This window comes from Paraburkholderia eburnea (assembly GCF_002917095.1).
Lineage (GTDB): Bacteria > Pseudomonadota > Gammaproteobacteria > Burkholderiales > Burkholderiaceae > Paraburkholderia > Paraburkholderia eburnea.
This window is the reverse complement of record NZ_PQGA01000004.1, coordinates 329,078-347,621: the sequence shown is the minus strand read 5'-3', so window position 1 is coordinate 347,621 and position 18,544 is coordinate 329,078. Positions and strand designations below refer to the sequence as shown.

At 66.5% G+C, this 18,544-nt stretch carries 12 protein-coding genes and 2 rRNA genes; 3 read left to right on the top strand and 11 right to left on the bottom strand.

The window, feature by feature from the left end:
- Positions 1–82: ribosomal RNA gene (locus tag B0G62_RS12090) — 23S ribosomal RNA — on the top strand; the annotation flags it as partial.
- A gap of 136 nt (positions 83–218) precedes the next feature.
- Positions 219–332, top strand: a 5S ribosomal RNA gene (gene rrf / locus B0G62_RS12085).
- Positions 333–849: 517 nt separating this feature from the next.
- Here the strand turns inward: rrf and rpoD are convergent.
- From rpoD to B0G62_RS12070, 3 genes are all read right to left on the bottom strand, one after another.
- Positions 850–2,829, bottom strand: coding sequence for an RNA polymerase sigma factor RpoD (rpoD, locus tag B0G62_RS12080; RefSeq protein ID WP_103704411.1), 1,980 nt, complete (start codon positions 2,827–2,829; stop codon positions 850–852).
- Positions 2,830–3,357: 528 nt separating this feature from the next.
- The gene (locus B0G62_RS12075) at positions 3,358–3,786 is read right to left on the bottom strand and encodes a GFA family protein (protein ID WP_103704410.1); all 429 of its coding nucleotides are present in this window, start codon (positions 3,784–3,786) and stop codon (positions 3,358–3,360) included.
- A gap of 313 nt (positions 3,787–4,099) precedes the next feature.
- Positions 4,100–4,435, bottom strand: coding sequence for a DNA-binding protein (locus tag B0G62_RS12070; RefSeq protein WP_103704442.1), 336 nt, complete (start codon positions 4,433–4,435; stop codon positions 4,100–4,102).
- A 79-nt stretch (positions 4,436–4,514) separates the two neighbouring features.
- Here B0G62_RS12070 and B0G62_RS12065 point away from each other — a divergent pair, with 79 nt between their 5' ends.
- Positions 4,515–5,609, top strand: coding sequence for a hypothetical protein (locus tag B0G62_RS12065; protein WP_146055260.1), 1,095 nt, complete (start codon positions 4,515–4,517; stop codon positions 5,607–5,609).
- 27 nt (positions 5,610–5,636) lie between these two features.
- Here the strand turns inward: B0G62_RS12065 and bcsR are convergent, their stop codons facing one another.
- The 8 genes from bcsR to bcsZ form a co-directional block, all read right to left on the bottom strand.
- Positions 5,637–5,840, bottom strand: a complete 204-nt coding sequence (gene bcsR / locus B0G62_RS12060) for a BcsR/BcsP family cellulose biosynthesis protein (protein WP_103704408.1) — start codon at positions 5,838–5,840, stop codon at positions 5,637–5,639.
- A complete protein-coding gene (bcsG, locus tag B0G62_RS12055; protein WP_103704407.1) occupies positions 5,841–7,430 on the bottom strand; it encodes a cellulose biosynthesis protein BcsG in 1,590 nt (529 codons plus the stop codon).
- Positions 7,431–7,487: 57 nt separating this feature from the next.
- Complete coding sequence (gene bcsA / locus B0G62_RS12050; RefSeq protein ID WP_103704406.1) at positions 7,488–10,127, bottom strand: UDP-forming cellulose synthase catalytic subunit; 2,640 nt, start codon at positions 10,125–10,127, stop codon at positions 7,488–7,490.
- On the bottom strand, positions 10,124–10,981 hold the full coding sequence (bcsQ, locus tag B0G62_RS12045) for a cellulose biosynthesis protein BcsQ (RefSeq protein ID WP_103704405.1): 858 nt from the start codon (positions 10,979–10,981) through the stop codon (positions 10,124–10,126). The genes bcsA and bcsQ overlap by 4 nt, the downstream gene beginning before the upstream one ends.
- On the bottom strand, positions 10,978–11,253 hold the full coding sequence (locus tag B0G62_RS12040) for a hypothetical protein (protein ID WP_103704404.1): 276 nt from the start codon (positions 11,251–11,253) through the stop codon (positions 10,978–10,980). Before B0G62_RS12040 ends, bcsQ begins: the two co-directional genes overlap by 4 nt.
- 13 nt (positions 11,254–11,266) lie before the next feature.
- Positions 11,267–13,141: a cellulose biosynthesis protein BcsE gene (gene bcsE, locus B0G62_RS12035; RefSeq protein ID WP_167401232.1), complete on the bottom strand. Its 1,875-nt coding sequence runs from the start codon at positions 13,139–13,141 to the stop codon at positions 11,267–11,269.
- 76 nt (positions 13,142–13,217) lie between these two features.
- The gene (locus B0G62_RS12030; RefSeq protein WP_244193199.1) at positions 13,218–17,255 is read right to left on the bottom strand and encodes a cellulose synthase subunit BcsC-related outer membrane protein; all 4,038 of its coding nucleotides are present in this window, start codon (positions 17,253–17,255) and stop codon (positions 13,218–13,220) included.
- Positions 17,225–18,544, bottom strand: a complete 1,320-nt coding sequence (bcsZ, locus tag B0G62_RS12025; RefSeq protein ID WP_103704402.1) for a cellulose synthase complex periplasmic endoglucanase BcsZ — start codon at positions 18,542–18,544, stop codon at positions 17,225–17,227. Before bcsZ ends, B0G62_RS12030 begins: the two co-directional genes overlap by 31 nt.

Sequence of the window (18,544 nt, the reverse complement as noted above, 5' to 3'; positions counted from 1 at the left end):
ACCAGGACGTTGATAGGTCAGGTGTGGAAGCGCAGTAATGCGTTAAGCTAACTGATACTAATTGCCCGTAAGGCTTGATCCTATAACAGGTGTGTCTCAGGACGCACAGGTTGAGATCCGTGTTGTGCCAGACGAAACAACACAACCCCAACACATTCTTTACGCTTCTTCCCGATTGGCTGTGGCGCCACAAAAGCGCGACGCAGCAACCCGTCATGCCTGATGACCATAGCGAGTTGGTCCCACCCCTTCCCATCCCGAACAGGACCGTGAAACAACTCCACGCCGATGATAGTGCGGATTGCCCGTGTGAAAGTAGGTAATCGTCAGGCTCCTTATGCAGTGCGTCCAGAACCCCGGCCTCTCCCAGTGAGAGCCGGGGTTCTGGCGTTTCGGCGCGTGAAAAAGCACAAGACAGCCCTCGCACATCAAACATATGCGCATAGCGGTGATCGCGATAATCGCAATACCGGGTTAAAGTTTCATTCCAGAATCCATTAATCCGCTTCAAATCGCGCGAATAAAAATCTAATACGCGCTTAAATCCATCACGCGTTCAAATCCGTCGACTAAATGGCGTCCAGGAAATGCGTTCGGCTCAACCTCGCGCGGACGCCAGACAACACGACGACCTGCGTGAACGAATCGAACAACCCACGCTCTCACACACGGCGAAGCCACTAACTTAAAACTGGTGCACTCGACGGGGTAAGGTCACTTCGATTCCGCCCCCCTTACTACACAGCCATTCCAGCAAAACCACTCCACCTCGCGCCAAACAAAAAGCCCGTCACCTTCGTGACGGGCTTTTTCATCCAGCTCCAGCAAAGCGTAGCGATAAAACCGCTATTAACGCTCCAAGAACGGACGCAGCTTGTCGGCGCGGCTCGGGTGCATCAGCTTGCGCATCGCCTTGCTTTCGATCTGGCGGATACGCTCGCGCGTCACGTCGAACTGCTTGCCCACTTCCTCAAGCGTGTGATCCGAGGTCGTGTCGATGCCGTAACGCATACGCAGCACCTTCGCCTCACGCGGCGACAGGGCCTTGAGCGCTTCGTCGATGGCGGCACGCATGTTCGCATGGATCGCGGCATCGGCGGGCGAACTCGACGATGCATCTTCGATCATGTCGCCGAGCGTCGCATCGCCGTCGTCACCGACCGGGCTTTCGAGCGAAACCGGCTGCTTGGCGATCTTGAGGATGCCGCGCACCTTCTCTTCGGTCATGCCCATACGCGCGGCCAGATCGGCCGGATGCGCTTCCATGCCGGTCTGCTGGAGGATCTCGCGCGAGATGCGGTTCAGCTTGTTGATCGTTTCGATCATGTGCACCGGCACGCGGATCGTGCGCGCCTGGTCGGCGAGCGCACGCGTCACGGCCTGACGTACCCACCACGTCGCGTACGTCGAGAACTTCCAGCCACGGCGGTATTCGAACTTGTCCACCGCCTTCATCAGGCCGATATTGCCTTCCTGGATCAGGTCGAGGAACTGCATGCCGCGGTTCACGTACTTCTTCGCGATCGAGATCACGAGACGCAGGTTGGCCTTGACCATCTCGCCCTTGGCCTGGCGCATCTTCGCTTCGGCAGCCGTCATGCGGCGATTGATCGCCTTGATCTGCTGCAGCGAAAGCGAAGCAGCGGCTTCGATCTCGGCGAGCTTGCGCTGTTCGGCCTGAATGGCCGGCAGGCTGCGCTCGATGGCGGGACCGTACTTGCTCGACGAAGCGGCAGCGCGCACGCCCCACTCAAGGTCGGTTTCCTTGCCCGGGAACTGCTCGATGAACGCCTCGCGCGGCATGCCGCAGCGGTCCACGACGATCGCCAGCACATTGCGTTCGATGGCGCGGATAGCCGCGACCTGCTCGTGCAGCAGCGTGCACAGGCGGTCGATGGTGCGGGCCGTGAAGCGGATCGGCGCGAGTTCCTGCTGGATGTCCGCACAGATCTGCATTTCGGCGCTCGAAGCGCGCGCGTCGGCGTCCGTCGTGCAGGTCATCTGCTCGAACAGCGCGCGCACGCGTGCGAAGATCGCCAGGCTGTCGGCCTTGAGCTGTGCGAGCTGGGCTTCGTTGGCCTTGGCGTTGTCGGCGTCGTCGCTGTCTTCGCTGTCGTCCGAATCCTCTTCTTCAGCGGCTTGAGCGTCGATGGCTTCTTCCGCGTCGGCTTCGGGTGCTGCTGCCGGTTCCTGCTCCGCTTCACCGCTGCCGATGCCGTCGACGAGTTCGTCGATGCGCATCTCTTCAGCGGCGATGCGGTCGGCGTCGGCGAGAATCGTCGCGACGATCGACGGGCAAGCCGCGATCGCCTGGATCATTTCCTGCAGGCCGTCTTCGATGCGCTTGGCGACTTCGATTTCGCCCGCGCGCGTGAGCAGCTCGCTCGAACCCATTTCACGCATGTACATGCGCACCGGGTCGGTCGTGCGGCCGAATTCCGAATCCACGGTCGACAGGGCGACTTCGACTTCCTCGTCGGCTTCGTCGTCGGCTTGCTGGTCGGCGCGTGCTTCGTCGTTCAGGAGCAGCGTGTCGGCGTCCGGCGCCTGCTCGTAGACTTGCACACCCATGTCGTTGAAGGTGGCGACAATGGTTTCCAGCGCGGCCGTCTGCGCGAAGTTATCGGGCAGATGGTCGTTAATGTCGGCGTGGGTCAGATAACCACGTTCGCGACCGAGCTTGATGAGCGCGCGCATCTGGTGCTGGCGCTTCTCGAGTTGCGAAGAACCGTCCATTTGAGTCGTATCGCCGGTCTTGTCCTTGGATCCGCGGCGTGCGGTGCGGGTAGACGACGAGGCCAGCGCGTCTTCCCGATCATGGCTAGTCAATACATTCTCCTCGAAAGGAATGCCCGGCGAGGGCAAAAAGGGTCACGCGCCAGCGGCGTGGCGTCCTGGCGATGACGAAATTGCAGGGGAATGGGCGGGGGCGCGTGCCGGCCCGCCGAGCGAGCGCCAAACGCACAAGGGCGTGGCGTCCTGGATTTTCGTGCAATGCAGAAAGATCGCGTATGGTAGTGCGTTACGCCACGTGAGGCAACCCGAATCGTCGCGCGGACGCACAGATCGCCCATTGCAGGGTCGAAACGAATTGGATACGACGTCTGAACAGCGCCTTTTGGCGCTCCGCGTTCTTTCACGCGCGGAATTTGACGCAATAACCTGCCAATGGTTCGCACGTTTTCCTTCATTGGATAAACGGCCTGGCGGTGCCGCAGCAAAATTGCGTCGAAATGGCGCATGGGCGCACGTGACGCGCTGCAATCGCTCCCCGTTACGGCAGTTGCAACGCGACAACCTTCTATTATGAACGTGTCTGCCTCCTTCTGCGTTGACCTCGACACGCGCACCCGAATATTACGATGGAAATTCTTCATATTGCGGGAGTGCATCGGTGATTTCAAACCATGGCGCCTTCGAGCCGACAAACAGATGTCCCTGCGGGCGAATAGCAGGGGCATCCACGAGGGTGCCCATCGTGATGTGTGCCCATGCGCCTTCGCGCACCACTGAATAGAGCAGCGAGCCGCAGTGCCCGCAACGGACATCGTGCGCGGCATCGACATTCCCATGGATCAATGCGTCGCTCCGGCCCTGTTCCAGGCGCAGATGCGCGCGCTCGATCCCGGCGAACGGCTTGAAGGCCGCGCCCGTCGCGCGCCGGCACTGCGAACAATGACAGTTGAAGGCATAGCGGAATGCGTCTTCGACTTCGTAGCGCACCGCGCCGCAAAGGCACTGGCCGCGCAGTGGCGGACGGGTCGCTTCGATCGGCGTTGAGTTCATGGTGGCGGGCGATGGCGGCAGGGAAACAAACGAAACGTCACGCACAAGCGGCGCGACTTCCTCTCCTATATATAGACGTTCACCGGAAAATCGAGACCCCGGTACGCATAGGTTCCCGCGTGAACCCGCTTGCGCAGAAAGGTAACCGCTTATGGGGGCTTCTTGCCTGTGCCGAGGCGGTTTCCATGCAATGTCGGTGCGACAGGGCACGCAGACAAGCCCGGAAAGCGACTAAACCTGCCTTTTTCGTGCTTCCAGCCTCCTGCGCCGCGAACACCATCCCAAATCCGGTTACCTCAAGCTCAGGCCGCGCTCATCCGGCCCGCTCCCGAAGTTCTTTCAATCCCTTGATAACGACGAGCAGCGCGCGCCCGTGCTCCTCGGAACCGTCCCATACATCGACGATGGCATTGCGCAGCAGGTCGTTATAGGCCGCGGCAGGCCGCGAGGCTGCCTTCATGCCGTAGAAATTGCATAGCTTGATGAATGACGCGCTGCGCCGGACCCTGCGTCCATTCGAAAGCCGAAGCCGCGAGACGGTCGGCTGGCTGACCCCGGAAAGCCGCGCAATCTCGCTGGACGAGCGGGTATCGGCCGTCAGCCGGCGCAACAGTTCCTGTACGGGTAAATGAGTCTCAGGGGCTTCCATGTCATGCATTATACCTATACAGTAGCGTTTATTGAATTGCCTGCCGAATAGGTAGGCGCGGCGCATTTCGAGGAAGTCGATGACACTGAAACACCTACCGCCCACGTTCTGCTGGTCGAGGATCGGATCCGAAACGGGACAGGATCTCCCGACGATCGTCCTGCGCAAGGAGTGGGAGCGTCGCCTGGGCGGCGGGCGTTTCTTGTGGGGTATCAACCAGTCGCTTGGCAGCAGCGCGCAGATCGCCGCGCTGCGCACGGGTTCGCTGCTGGCGCTGTTTTCGCCGGCGGCCAGCCGCTCGCGCGTGGCAGATGTCAGGCGCGAAGACGCCTTCGTGTGGAATGCCTGGGTGGATGCGAGCGGCCAGGTGCGCCCGTTGCCGCAGCACGTGTTGGTGACGAGCCGCGCCCGTTTGCCGTCGGGCAAGCTGCGCGATCATCACTACACGCTTGTCTGCGCGTCACCGACCGACCTCACGCTTGGCAGCAGCCTGCGCGTGCAGCCCGAGCGCCTGCGCAGCGTGAGCACCGCGAAGGCGCCGTGCGCCTCGCAGGGCACGGTCGTCGTGGACCGCATCGATCATGCTGGCCAGACGCCGCGCGCGAGCGCGGAGTTCGGCGCGAAAGGCTACCCGGTGGCGTTCGGCGTGGAGCTGGAGGCGCCGTATTTCGTGAAGCTCGTGCAGCCCACGCGCGTGAAGGCGCGCGACATGGCGAAATTGCACGAAGCGGTGCGCAACGTCGACTTCGACGCCTACGTCGAACTCACCAGGCGTTTGCGCAGCGAAGCATCGGCGCACCACACGCGCGGCGTGACGAGCGATCTGTTCGAACTGGTGACGAAGGCGCGTGAATTGAGCGCCGTGCTTCAGGCCGAATGCGAAGCGCAGGCCACCATTACGCGCCACCGTCGCATCGAGCCGCCGGCGCGGGCGACATGTGGCGACACGCACGAACTGTTTGCGCGCGATCTGTTCGATATGGCGCCTGCCGACTGCCCCAAACCCACGCGGCAGTCCGGCGAGCCGGGCGGCGATCTTCTGCGCGCCGCCCGCGCGCGCGCCGCATCGCGCGCAGCGGACTGGACGCAATTGACAATGGAACTGCCTCAAGCTCAAGGCGATCCCTATCCTTACCCGCGCCCCCACAAGCGCGGCCGCCCGACGCTCTCGTGAGGCAGGCCTGAACGACGCCCTGGCGGCTTATTTCTCCGGCTCGGTCTTGAGCCCGAGCAGCGCCGCCATGAGCGGCCAGCGCCCTGCGGCGTCCAGCCACGCGTCCTGGGCCTGCACGTCGTAGTAGCGCTCGGCATCGACGCCATCGACTAGACGCGCAAGCGCGTCGATATCGCCGGGCATCAGCGAACTGTGCGTGCGCCGCCCGCTCCCCCACAGTTTCAGCGCCATTTACTTGCCCTCCACCCACACGCCGTCCGGCGTATGGATCACATAGCCCGACGGCGTGGTCATCGTCACGGTGCCTTCGTTCTCGCCCACCATGCGCGTCTGCGGCAGGTTCTGCGCGTATTGCGCGAGCGGCTGCGCGCCCACCGCGAAGGGGCTCTTCGCCACCAGATTCGCGAGCAGTTGCGCGAGCGCCAGATAGCTCGTCGGCTGGTCGATCGTCACGGGGCCGCCCACGCGCTCGGAGCCAGAGGGCAGGCCGACGACCTTCACGCCCACGGGCACGTGGACGATGCGCGGCGTCGGAATTTCGCGCATGCCGGCGATCTGGTTCTCTTCGCCGCGCAGCGCCGCGCCGTGCTCGGGCACGAACACGATCACCGCCTTGCGTCCGGATTGCGCGACGAGATCGATCAGCTTGTCGACGTCGCCAAGCAGCGTCTGCAGACGGATCGGATACGACTCCAGGCTCGTGAGCTTCGTGTTGGGCAGGCGGTTGCCGTCATGCATCGACACGGTGTTGTAGTAGAGCGCGACCGGGCCGCCGCCCGCCGCGATGCGCTGCTTGTACCAGCGCGCGATCACGTCGTAGTCGTCCACCAGATTCGAATTGTCGAACTCCTTCATGAACACGGGCAGACCGTCGTTCGACGGAATCGTCACGCCCGGCACGCCGATTTCCTTGATCACGGTGCCGCGGAAGTCGTCGAAGCGGCCATTGTGATTGAGCAGCGCGTTCGGCGTGTAGCCGGCCTGGGCCAGTTGCGCGAACAGATGGCACTCGGGCGGCGCCGGATCGTACAGCGTCTTGTGCGGCTCCTGACCGCAGGTCGCGCGCAGCACGCGGATCGCGGCCGGGCCGCTGTAGCTCGCGCCCGAGCTGAAGTTCTGGAAGATGTAGTCGAAGCGCGAGAAAAGCGGATTATTGCGCGCCTTCACCACGTCCATGTCGTCCCACGAGAGCGAGCAGATATGCACGACGATGATGTCGAACTGCGCGCTCGGGTCGCTCGTGAGCGGCGTGAAATTCACATGCCGGCCTTCCTCGTTGGCGCGGAACGCGGCGAGTTGCTGATCGTAGCCGCCCTTCTGATCGTTCTTCGGCTCGTTGGCGTTGCGGCCATCGCCATCGCCGCTGTCGCCGCCATTCTGTGCGAGCGCGCTGGTGGCGTTCGCGACCAGCGTGCCCGCGCCCTGATACAGCGGCACGCCGACCAGCGCGATCAGCACGAACGTCGTCACGCGGACCCAGCGGTTGATGAGGAAGTAGAGCAGCACCGCCAGCACGCCCGCAATGATCGCCTTGAGCGAGACGAGGCGCCCGAGCAGCTCCAGCATGTACGAGGGTGTGAAGGTGAGCAGCACGGGAATCTGCGAGATCGCGCGGCTGATCGGCGGCCAGCCCGACTCGTGATAGAAGAGCGCGATGCCCGCCAGCACCGCGAGCACATTGCGCGTGATGCGCAGCCAGCGCAGATGCAGCGGCACCAGCAGGGCGATGGCGAACAGGATGTTCAGCAGCCATTCGACCTGCAGCTTCCCGAGCGAGAAGAGGTACAGCTTGGCGGCGAAGTAGAGATTCCAGAGGCCCATAGTGAGTCGCGTTCCAGCGTTGTTGCGGCGTGAATCGGTTGCTGCTGTGTTGTGCTTTTAAGGCTGGCGCGCGGGCTTGCCTCGCTCTGCGCGCCGCCGCGTGAAGATGTTCTCCAGCGCGTCGAAGAACGCGTCGAACAGACGCAGATAGCCCTGCCAGCTCAGCATGATCAGCTCGACCAGACCGTTGAGCGGCGCGTCATCGCGCGGCACGTCTTCCCATTCGAGCCAGGCGTCGGCGCGCCCGAACGTGCACTCGACCAGACGCCGCTCGCGCTCGATCGACATGTCCTCGAAGCGAACGCCCAGACGCCGGTCCGCGAGACGCGCGACCACGGCCGGGAAGTCGTGCTCGACCGCGCCACGCGAAAGGCACACGCTCACGCGCTCGCCGGAGGTGAGCTTTTCGTCGCCCGACTGGACAGGCAGCACCAGACCGAGACCGCCCATCGAATAATTTTCGGTCTTGCAGGCGAGCGTGCGGCCATCGGGCAGCGTGAGCATGGCGGGCACACGCAGCGGAATGCGGTGGGCGACGCGCACCTGGCGCGCTTCCTTGGCCACGCCCACGGCAAGACCCAGCACCGTGAGATTCACAAAGGCCCAGAACAGATTCATGCCGACCGTGGCGGGTTCGTCGGTTTGCCAGATCGTCAGCCGCCCGATGCCGAACAGCACCGCGACCACATTGATGCCGAGCAGCACGAGATACGGCGTGGAGATGGTCCAGTCGAGGTAGTCCTCTTCGATGTGGCCGCCCTTGGACGTCACGTTGAACTTGCCGAGTTTCGGATTCACGACGGCGATCGTGGTCGGCAGCACGATGTACCACGCCAGCACGCTTTCGTAGGCCTCGGCCCAGAACGAATGCCGGTAGCGTCCCTGGATACGCGAGTTGGCGATCGCGGCGGTCACGAGATAGGGCAGCACGTAGGCGAGGATCACGGTCGCGGGCGTGTTGATGACGTGGAGTCCGAAGTACAGGTACGCGCACGGCATCACGAGGAAAATCAGCCGCGGAAGCCCGTAGAAGAAGTGCAGCATGGCGTTGCTGTAGCACATGCGCTGGAAGAACGAGAGCCCCTTGCCGAACCACGGATTGTCGAGGCGGAAGATCTGCGCCATGCCGCGCGCCCAGCGGATGCGCTGGCCGATATGGCCCGCGAGGCTTTCGGTGGCGAGGCCCGCGGCCTGCACCGTGCGCAGATACGCCGACGTAAAGCCGTGGCGATGCAGCCGCAGCGAGGTATGCGCGTCCTCGGTCACGGTCTCGGTCGCGATTCCGCCGATCGACTCCAGCGGCCCGCGCTTGATGATCGCGCAGGAGCCGCAGAAGAAGGTGGCGTCCCAGAAGTCGTTGCCGTCCTGGATCAGGCCGTAGAACAGGCTGCCTTCGTTCGGCACGCGATGGAACGTGTCGAAGTTGCGCTCGAACGGATCGGGCGAGAAGAAGTGGTGCGGCGTTTGCACCATTGCGCACTTCGGGTCGGCGAGGAAGGTACCCACCGTCGTCTGCAGGAAGGAGCGCGTGGGGATGTGGTCGCAGTCGAAGATCGCGATCAGCTCGCCCGAGGTGAGCTTGAGCGCGTGATTGATGTTGCCTGCCTTCGCATGGGTGTGCTCCTCGCGGCGGATGTAGCCCACGCCCACATGCGCGGCGAAGTCGCGGAAGTCGTCGCGATCGCCGTCGTCGAGCAGATAGATGCGCAGCTTGTCGCGCGGCCAGTCGATCGTGCTGGCCGCGAACACGGTCGGACGCACCACCGAAAGCGGCTCGTTATAGGTCGGAATGTAGATGTCGACGGTCGGCCAGTCGGCGGGATCGTCGGGCAGGGGCGAGGGCTTGCGGCGCAACGGCCAGGCCGTCTGCACGTAACCGAGCATCAGCACGATCCACGTGTACAGCTCGGCGGCGAACAGGACGTAGCCGACGACTGCCTCGGCGGGACTCGCGAGATGCAGCGTCTGGGTGGAGCGCCACCAGACGTAGCGGCCCGTCATGATGATCGAAAGCATCACCATCAGCATGGTGGCGAGGCGCCCAGGCACGCGGCGCGCGAGCATCACCACCAGCCAGACGAGGAAGAACAGCAGCACCTGGTCGCCGAGCGGCAGTGGCGTCGTGCAGATCGTGACCGCCGCGACGAAGGCGAGCCACAGCAGGCACTGGCGCAGGAAGGGCACGCGGTCGAGCGCTTCGGAGAGCTTTTCGAGGCGCTCGCGAATGCCGTCCCAGTTGATCGCCGGCAGATGCGCCGCGATGGCGGCGCTCGCGCGCTTGCCGTGCCGGTAGAGCGGTTCGAGCCTGCGGTCGAGCCACACGCGCATCGCGATGCGGCGCGGATGCGGCTGCTTGTGGAGCTTGCGCAGATCGGCGGCCAGACGGCGGCGGCTGCGCCGCGGGCGCAGGAACAGGCGTAGAAGCCACGCGCTTTTGCTGCGGTCCCGGCCCATGTTCAGACGCGCGGCGATGTCCCGGCCAAGCGAGGCGAAGGCGAGCGCGGGCCAGTCGGGCTTGCCGGGGCGCGGCGGGCGGAAAAAAAGCCGCAGCAGCCACTGGCCGAAGCCCGCATCGGCGGCCACGCTCAGCTCGGGCGCGCTCACGCGGCGCAGGCCGACCCAGAGCGCGCTCCAGAAGCGGGCCAGCGGATCGCTCACATAGTTGGCCCAGAACGTGCGCAGCCGGGCGCGGATCATCTTCTGCCTCCGGTCGCACGGTCCGGCGGCGGCGGGCTTGCGCCTTCGGGCAGATCGCTTTGCAGCTCGGCGAGCGCACCCGTGGCCCAGTGCGAGATCCACGAGGCGATGCCGTTCAGGTCGTGCGCGGCCTGCGAGCCGGGCGCGCTGCGGCAGAAGTTGGCGCCGCTGGCGAAGGCGTTGGGCACGCCCGTGTCGGCGTGCACGAGGTACGGCAGCATTGCCGCGCCCAGGCGCGCGCGCAGCAGCGCGATCAGATCGGTGTGCAGCTGGCGGGCGGGCACCACGGCGTTGGCAACGAAGGCCGTGCGCTTGCCCGCGCGCACCAGCGCCTCGGTGAAGCGCGGCAGCGTCGCGCAGGCGGCGGCGTCGGGCGTGAGCACGCCGAGCACGATATCGGCGGCTTCGATCGCCTGGCGCGCATGCGCCGAAGGCCAGGGCGCGGTGTCGATCAGCGCGAGCGTGTTCGACGGCAGATCCACGCGCGTGAGCAGTTCGCGCAGCCAGCGGAGATTGGCGTCCAGGCGCGTGCCGCCGTCGCCGTCATCGGTGCTGTGCGTGGTTGGCTCGCCGTCGGCGGTGACGCTACCCCACGGCAGCACCAGCACGCCGTCGTCGCTTTGCAGCGCGGCGCGCGCCCAGACGTCGCTGGCGGGATTCGGGTCGTAGAGCTGCGTGACGAGCCCTTCGCGCGCGCTTTCGCGCAGCCCGAAGTGCATGGCCAGCACGTTGCGCGGATCGCATTCGATGGCGAGCGCCGTGTGCGAGCGCGCGGCCAGCAGCCCCGCGAGCGAAGCGGCGAGTGTCGTGCGGCCCGCGCCGCCCACGGCGGAGACGATCGCGACGGTTTTCATGAACGAGGCTCCGCGAGAGTGGTCTGGGAATCGGCGTGGGCGGCCGAGTGCGCGGCGGCGGACGCAATCGATGGGCGGCGTACCACGAGATCCTTGCGGCGCTTGCCGCGGATCACGACTGCGTCGAGCTGCGGCGGCAGTTCGAGCGGGCGCTGGCTCGCGGGCTTCGCCCAGTCTGGCAGATAGCGGCCCAGACGCAGGCGCCACGCGAGCCACCAGAGCGGCGCCGCGATGATCAACCCCCAGATGAAATAACCGAAAAAGATGTCCATGTCAGCGGGGCCCCTAGGCTTTGAGCGGCAGCGTCGCGCGGCGCGGCTCGTCACGCGGCGCCGCCGGGCGGGCGGGCGGCGCATGCGCGGCATCGGCGAGCACCGGCAAGCCGGGCAGCGGCGAGAGCCTGGGCAACGGCGTGCTCGCGGCGGCGGCGGCCGTGTCGGCGGCCGGCACTTCGCGCGGTGCGATATAGACGGGAATCTCAGGCTCGCCCGCTTGATCGGCAGCGGCAGCGGCTGTGGGAGTCTGCGCCTGCGCGGGGGCTTCGAGCGGCGCATTGAGCGCAAGCCACCCCGAGTAGTCGGGCGGCGTCTGCGTATCGATCTCGTCGGTGAGCGTTTCGAGCAGCGCGCCGATCGATTTCGCGTCGCCGCAGCGCTGCTCGCCCTGGAACAGCTCGGCGAGCGGACGCTGGAACACGCGCTGGCAGACCGCATCGGCATCGCCCAGCCGGCACGCGAAGAAGAACACATACAGGCTGTCGCCGGCCGCGGTCAGGATGTCGCCCGCGCGCCGCTGATGGCAGGCCTTCAGCGCGTCGACGTGCGCCACTTCGGGCATCAGCGCGAGGCGGATCAGCACGTTCGGCAACTGGATCACCCGGCTGCGCTCGACGGCGGCGCGCACGAGATCGACGAAATGCGTCGCGCTCACATAGCCGCTTTCCTCGCCGTGCATCACGGCGGCCAGCGCCTGGCGGTAATCGGCGGGCATCGGCCGCGAGAACACCTGGCCTTGCAGGCTCTCGACGATGGCCTCGCACTGGGAGAGCGTCGTATTGCGCGCAATCACGCGGTTGGCGCCGAGGTTGAGCATGAGCGACTCGTAGCGCATCGCGACGCCGTCCTCGCGCACGATGATCTTGAGCGCATTGCCGCACTGCAGGCGCAGCGTGTGAACGTGTTCGGCGAGCGCTTCGAGGTCGCGGCTCGCGCCGAAGTCGAGGATCACGGTGGCGGCCACGGCGGTACGCGCGGCGTTGAGCGCCGCCTCGTTGTCGTCGACGACCTGCCAGGCGGGCGGCAGCACGCGCTCGTTGAGCACGGCGTCGCGCGAGACGATCACGCGGCCTTCGTCGGGCGCGAGCAGGCCCGCTTCGCCGATCGAATGCTCGAAAGTGCCGCCCGATACCGTCAGCCGATGATCGACCGTCGAAAAGCGCAGCGGCAGCGACTGGCTGCCGAGCACGCTGTCGCCCGACCGCCAGAACGCCACTTCCCAGTGAAACTGGCCCTGTGTCTGCAGCAGTTGCGCCGCGCCCGCGAAGCGCGCCTGGAAGGCGGCGAGCGCGGGCTGGACGGCGTCTTCTCCGGCGTCCGGCAACTCGGCGACCAGCAGCACGCCGTAGCGGTGCTGCGCGCACCAGTTGGCCAGCAGCGCGCCCTGGCGCACGAGCGTGGCGGCCTCGTGCCAGGCAAAGAAAGCATCGGCGCCTTCGATATAGAACTGGCTCGCAGGCGCGGCGCACTGATTGGCGAGCGCTTCCAGCGCCTCGATCAGCACCTGCGCGCCGTCGCGGCCTTCGAGCGGCGTGAGCGAGCACACGTTGGCCCAGTGATGAATGGCGTCGCGCCGTTCGACGTCGATGCCGCGAGCGCGCAGCATGGCGGCGATGCTCGCGCTGTCGCGCGTGGACAGCACCGTCGCCGGGCCTTCGAGCGCGGCGGCGGCGGTTTCCCAGAACAGCGTGTCGCGCGCGGGCGACGCGCTGGCATAGACGATATGGACCTGGCCCACGCCGAGCGCAGCGAGCGCGGGCGGCAGGCCGTCGATTGCCAGCGGCTCGCGCTGCGAGAGGCGCGCGAGCAGCGAAGCGCGCGGCGCGGCGCCTGGCTGGGCGTGTGTTTGGGCGCGCGCGGCGGAATCGCGGGCGGACTGTTTCATCGTCTCACTCCCGGCGCGGCCAGCCCGTTGGCGAAATCCGGCAGCGCCTTGTCGATCGAAGTCTTCATACGATGCCTCAATATTCCGAGTATGGCCTGACCGGCGTGGGTGGGTACGGCACCGGGCCATGCTGCGGCGAGAAGAAGTAGCGCAGATACAGCAGGCCCACGTTCGGCGCGTAGTCGCGCGAGCGGTCGAGCCTGAAGCGCCCGCCCACCGTGAAGTGCGGCGTCACGCGATATTCGAGCGCGGCTTCCACCGTATAGCTGAAGCCGCCGCCCGAGCCGCCGCCGAAATACGGCGAGCCGAGCCCGTTGGCGGCCATGTAGGCGGCGGCCTGCGATTGCAGCGCGGCGTTGGTGGGGAAATACGGCGAGCGATCCTCGTTCGTGAACGACACGCCCACCGACCCGTCGATTTCCCACGAGAGCTTGTTGTAGCGCCCGGTCCAGTCGAGCGGAATGCCGAAGGACAGATAGCTCTGCGGGCTGTAATAGCCGCCGTTGCCGAAGGTATAGAAGTGCTCGTTCTTCGAGTATTTCCAGAAGTTGATCGTGAGGCCGCTCGACACGTTCTGGTCGGGCCGCTGCCACACGGTCAGGCCGTAGCCGCTGCGCACGCGCAATTCCTGGTTGGTCGGCACATTGCTGCCGGTCAACAGACCGTAGCCGACGCTCGTGAACAGCGTGCCCGGCCCGAAATCCTGCGCGCCGCGCACGGTGACGCTGTTGCGCACCACGCCGCCCCAGGTTTCGCCCGTGACGGGATCGCGCCCGCCCGCGTAAGACACCAGGCTGCTGGTCATGGCGCGGCGCGACACATCGACCGACAGCGAGGCGTGCGGGAAGTCGTAGCGATACAGCAGGCCGCCCAGCACGCTCGTGATCGGGAAGCCGATCGGCGTGGTGCCGATGTCGGCGCGCCAGTTGGTGTTCGCGCGGTTGTATTCGTAGCCGGCCGCGAGTGCGACGCCGGTGGCCGTTTCATTGACCGGATTCAGGCCCGCGTTGCCGAGCGCCGCGATCTTGCCGTACTGGTACGCGCTTTCCAGATCGTTGGCGGGCAGCGTGCCGGCGTTCAGATAGACCGTATCGGCGTGAAAGAAATAGTGGCCTGTGTAGCCGTCCGGAATGCGCACGTAGAGCGGCACCTCGGTGGCGTGCAGTTCTGAAATGCCGGAGTCGCCCGAGAGGTTCGACTGATACCACTCGGTCGCGATCTGCCCTTGCCGGCGGTCCTCAAGGCCCTGCAGTGCGCGTGCCGCCGAGGTCAGCCCGTCGCTTGGGTCCGGCTGCTCGCCTTCGGCCTGCTCCTGGGTTTGCGAGGTGCGATACAGGCTGGCGGCTTCGTCGTAATCGCCGCGCGACTGCGCCACGCGCCCGGCCTGCGTCGTGATGTCGGAGCGATCGGGATAGCGCGCGCGCAGCGGATCGACCACGTCCTGCGCGTCCTGATTGAGCCCCTGCGCCGTGAAGCGCCGTGCGACCGCGAGGCGTGTGCCCACGTCGTCCTCGGGCGTATCGGCCAGCACGTCGCGCACCAGTTGCGCGGCCTGGGCGTTGCGGCCCATGCGTTCGTACATGCGCGCGACCGTCAGGCGCGCGTCGGGATCGTTGGGCTGCGTCGCCAGTACCTTTTGCGCGGATGCCATCGCGCCCTTGTAATCGCCGCGCGCGTCCAGCAGATCGGCTTCTTCGAGCAACCAGCGGCGGTTCGACTTGAGACGATCCGGCACGGCATCGAGCGTGCGCTGCGCGCTTTTCAAGTCGCCCGCCGCGATCTGGCGGTCGGTCGCGCGCACGGCCAGACGCAATTCCTGATCGTCGAGGCTCGCGCGCTGATCGTCCGTGATGCCGGGTTGCGCGCGCGTCGCGTCGATCCACTTCGCCCAGTCGTCGTCGCGGTTGGCCGCACCGAGCAGCTCGCCGTAGCGCACCCGCACGCCGTTCGCGGCATCGTCGCCGGGGTGCGCCGCGAGCCAGTCCTGCACGAGCTTGAGGCCTTTGTCGGTTTCGCCGATGGCGATCCATTCGCGCCCCACCGAAGCGAGCATCTGCGGATCGTTGGCCGCCGTGGCGCTGGCCGCCGCCGCGTCGAGCGTCGCGCGCGCCTCGTCTTCCTTGCCTTGCGCGATGAGCTGGCGGGCCTGCGCGAGCTGCTTTTGCGCCTGGAGGTTGCCCATCAGTTCGCGCATGCCGTCGCTGCGTTCGGCGACCGGCACCGCGTCGAGCTGCGCCGCCGCGCCATCCACGTCGTCCACCGAGTTCAGATAGAGCGCGGTGGCGTAATGCATGTCGGGCGCCTGCGAGACCTTCAGGCCGTCTTCCATCACCTCACGGCCAAGCGCCGGCAGGCCCAGGTCGCGATACTGGCGCGCGAGCGTGAAGCGCATCCAGGCGTCGTCGGGCGTGAGGCGCACGGCCTCTTCGAGCCTGGCGATGGCCGGGCTTTTGTGGTTTTCGGCGAGCAGTTGATCGGCCTGGATCGACAGCAGATCGGCGCGCAGCCGCTTGAGTTCCGCCTCGGACCCCGTCAGACGCGGCGCCGTGGCCGTGATGAGCGGGTCGATCTCGCTATCGCGATGCGTTTCGCGCAGCACCGTCACGAGGCTGCGCAGCGCGTCCATGTCGGGCTTCTTCGCTTCGACGAGCGGGCGCAGCAACGCTTCGGCCTCGCTCCACTTCTTCTGCGCGATAAGCGAATCGGCGAGGATGCGCGTGGCGTCGTCATTGCCCGGATCGAGCTTGAGCGCCTGACGGGCGAGCGTCTCGCCTTCTTCCGGCTTGCCCTGGGAATTCGCCGTGCGGGCGCGTCCAATGGTGCCCCAGATGGTGGCCGTCTTTTCGAGGCTGCGCCATTTGCCGGCATTGTCGGGGTCCAGCTTGAGCGCGCGCGCGAACAGGTCGCGCGCCTCGTCCTGACGGCCTTCGCGCATGCGCACGAGGCCGAGTGCGCCCAGCGTTTCGCCGTCGTTAGGCGCGGCGCGTTGCGCCGTCTGCAACGATACCTCGGCATCCTTGAGGTCGCCGCGTTGGAGTTGCGCGAGGCCGCGATTGCGCGCCGCCGCACCGGGACCGGCCCGGCGCGGGCTTGCGCCACCACCGCTACCGCCTTTATTGCTGCCGCCCGATGCGACGATATAAGGCTGGCCGCTCGCCGCCGCCGCGTTGGCCTGGGCCACGCCCTTCGGCCCGAGTTTTTTCGCGAGATCGGCGACGGTTTCCTGGGTGTCGGTATCGTCGGGGACTTCCTGGAGATAGCGCAGATACCAGACGTAGTAGGCCGGATCGTCGCGTCCCGCGCTGCCGAGCGCGCGCCGCCAGAGTTCCAGTGCCTGGGCGCGGTTGCTGTCCTGGCGCTGATACACGCGGTAGATCAGGTTCAGCCCTTCCATGCGCGTGCTGGCGCGGTCGGTGAGCATGTCGCCGAGCATCAGCGCGGTGGCGCTGTCGCCTGGGTTCTGCTTCAGGCGCGCGCGCAGTTCGCCCAGAACCTGCACGCGGCCCGCGTCCGTGCCCGCGATGATGCGGTAGTAGTCGCGCGCCAGATCGCCGCGCGGCGCGCCGTTCGGGAACAGCTTCTTCATGCGCGCGGCGGCTTCGTCGGACTTGCCCGCGCTCGACAGCAGACGGATCTGCGCAAGTTCGTTCTTGTCGCTGGTCGCGACGCGATACGCGTCGGACAGTTCCTGGGTCGCGGGCGCATTCGGCGCGATTTTCTTGAGCTGCGCGAGGGCTTTCGCGGCTTCGGCCGTGTGGTTCATGCGCAATTCGATTTCGCCTTTCAGGGCGAGCGAATCGGGTTGCTGCGGATTGAACAGCAGCGCTTTTTCCACCAGACCTTGCGCGACGTCGGGGCGGTTTTTCGCCATCCACATGCGCGCCGCCGAGAGCAATTGCGCCGCCTGCGCCGAGGGCGCGGCGGCATAGGTAGCCGGCTGCGGCGCCTGCTGTGCGTTCTGCGCGCGCGCGGCGAACGGCGACGCCGCGATCAGCAGCGCGAGCAGCGGCGACAGGCGCGGCGTGGCGCGCGGGCGCCGGGATGCGTGCCGGGAAGCACGCCGCGGCGCGCGGGCGAGGGCGGTCAGCGCGGTGCCGGGCATCGGGTCGTCCATGCGGGCGCGACGCGGCCTTGCGCGTCGAAGTGATAGAGGCCTTGCAGATAGCCGAGTCCGAACAGCATCAGCACGCTGCTGTAGTAGCCGGGCGGCGATGTTTGCGCGAGCTTGCGGCTGCGCGCGGCCTGGGCATCGGCGAGATCGGTGCGGCCCAGCGCGGACAGATACGGCGCGACCGCCGCCGAAAAGCCGCCGTTGCCCTCGCTCGGGCCCGGCGTGCCGGTCTGCGTGTCGACGCGCTCGGGCGGAAAGCCGTGCGCCGCCACGAAAGCGGAGAGCGGCGCGAAGGTCGCAAGCGTCGTGCTGCGCAGCGGATCGTCAAAGGCGAGCATGCCCGCCCACAGATAGACGCGGATTGCGTTGTAGGCGCTTTCGGCGTGCGTCGGCGCGTCGGGGCCGAAGCCCCCTTGGCCTCGGGTTTTCGCGCCGTCCTTGCCGCGATAGACGACCCAATCCGGCGAGAAGCCGTGTGGCGCGGTGTCGTTGACGAGCTTCGTCGAGCTGTCGAGCATCGCCTTCCATTCGTTCGATTCGGGCAGCGCGAGCGTGAAGCGGCGCATTATCTGCAGCGGCACGTAGCTCGGGTTCAGCCGCCAGCTGTCGCGGTCGAGCTTGAAGCCTTGCGGCCCCGGCAGTACCGTGCGGCCGAGTCCCGGCAGCGTGGCCGTTTCGCTGCGCACGATGTTGCGCGCCATCACCGTGCCGAGCGCCGTGAAGCGGCGTTCGTTCCAGAGCCGGCCCGCTTCGAGCAGCGAGTAGGCGATCCAGAGATCGGCGTCGCTCGCGGAGTTCGAGTCGATTACGCCCCAGGTGCCTTTCGACGTTTGCGCGGCACTGGCGGCCGATGGCGCCGATGATGCCGATGATGCCGATGACGCGACGGGCGCGCCCTTCTCGTCGATGTCGGTGCGCCCCCAGATCCACGCGGGCAGATGCGCCGCGAGATCGCCCTGGGCGAGATTGTTCTCGGTCCACTGGAGGATCCTGTCGAAGGCCGCGCGGTCGTTCGCGACGAGCGCGAAGAAGAGCGCATACGACTGGCCTTCGGACACCGTGATCTGGCGCGGCGTGCTCGCGTCGATCACGCGGCCATCGGCGGACAGCAGATCGCGCTTGAACGCGCTCCAGTCGGCCCATGCGCAGGCGCTTGCGCTTGTGTGTGCGTTTGTGCCCGCACCGGCGGCGGACGGCGTCGCCGCCTGCGCCACGCCCGCGCTCACGAGCGGCGCGAACGCGCAGGCGCCAGCCGCGAGCCAGCGCGCGAGGCGGGACGGTCCCGGCTGCAT

Bases quoted from the DNA above. Each gene is read 5' to 3' on its own strand.
- B0G62_RS12075 (WP_103704410.1), bottom strand. From the start codon at position 3,786: ATGAACTCAACGCCGATCGAAGCGACCCGTCCGCCACTGCGCGGCCAG.
- B0G62_RS12070 (WP_103704442.1), bottom strand. From the start codon at position 4,435: ATGGAAGCCCCTGAGACTCATTTACCCGTACAGGAACTGTTGCGCCGG.
- B0G62_RS12065 (WP_146055260.1), top strand. From the start codon at position 4,515: ATGACACTGAAACACCTACCGCCCACGTTCTGCTGGTCGAGGATCGGA.
- bcsR (WP_103704408.1), bottom strand. From the start codon at position 5,840: ATGGCGCTGAAACTGTGGGGGAGCGGGCGGCGCACGCACAGTTCGCTG.
- bcsG (WP_103704407.1), bottom strand. From the start codon at position 7,430: ATGGGCCTCTGGAATCTCTACTTCGCCGCCAAGCTGTACCTCTTCTCG.
- bcsA (WP_103704406.1), bottom strand. From the start codon at position 10,127: ATGATCCGCGCCCGGCTGCGCACGTTCTGGGCCAACTATGTGAGCGAT.
- bcsQ (WP_103704405.1), bottom strand. From the start codon at position 10,981: ATGAAAACCGTCGCGATCGTCTCCGCCGTGGGCGGCGCGGGCCGCACG.
- B0G62_RS12040 (WP_103704404.1), bottom strand. From the start codon at position 11,253: ATGGACATCTTTTTCGGTTATTTCATCTGGGGGTTGATCATCGCGGCG.
- bcsE (WP_167401232.1), bottom strand. From the start codon at position 13,141: ATGAAACAGTCCGCCCGCGATTCCGCCGCGCGCGCCCAAACACACGCC.
- B0G62_RS12030 (WP_244193199.1), bottom strand. From the start codon at position 17,255: ATGGACGACCCGATGCCCGGCACCGCGCTGACCGCCCTCGCCCGCGCG.
- bcsZ (WP_103704402.1), bottom strand. From the start codon at position 18,544: ATGCAGCCGGGACCGTCCCGCCTCGCGCGCTGGCTCGCGGCTGGCGCC.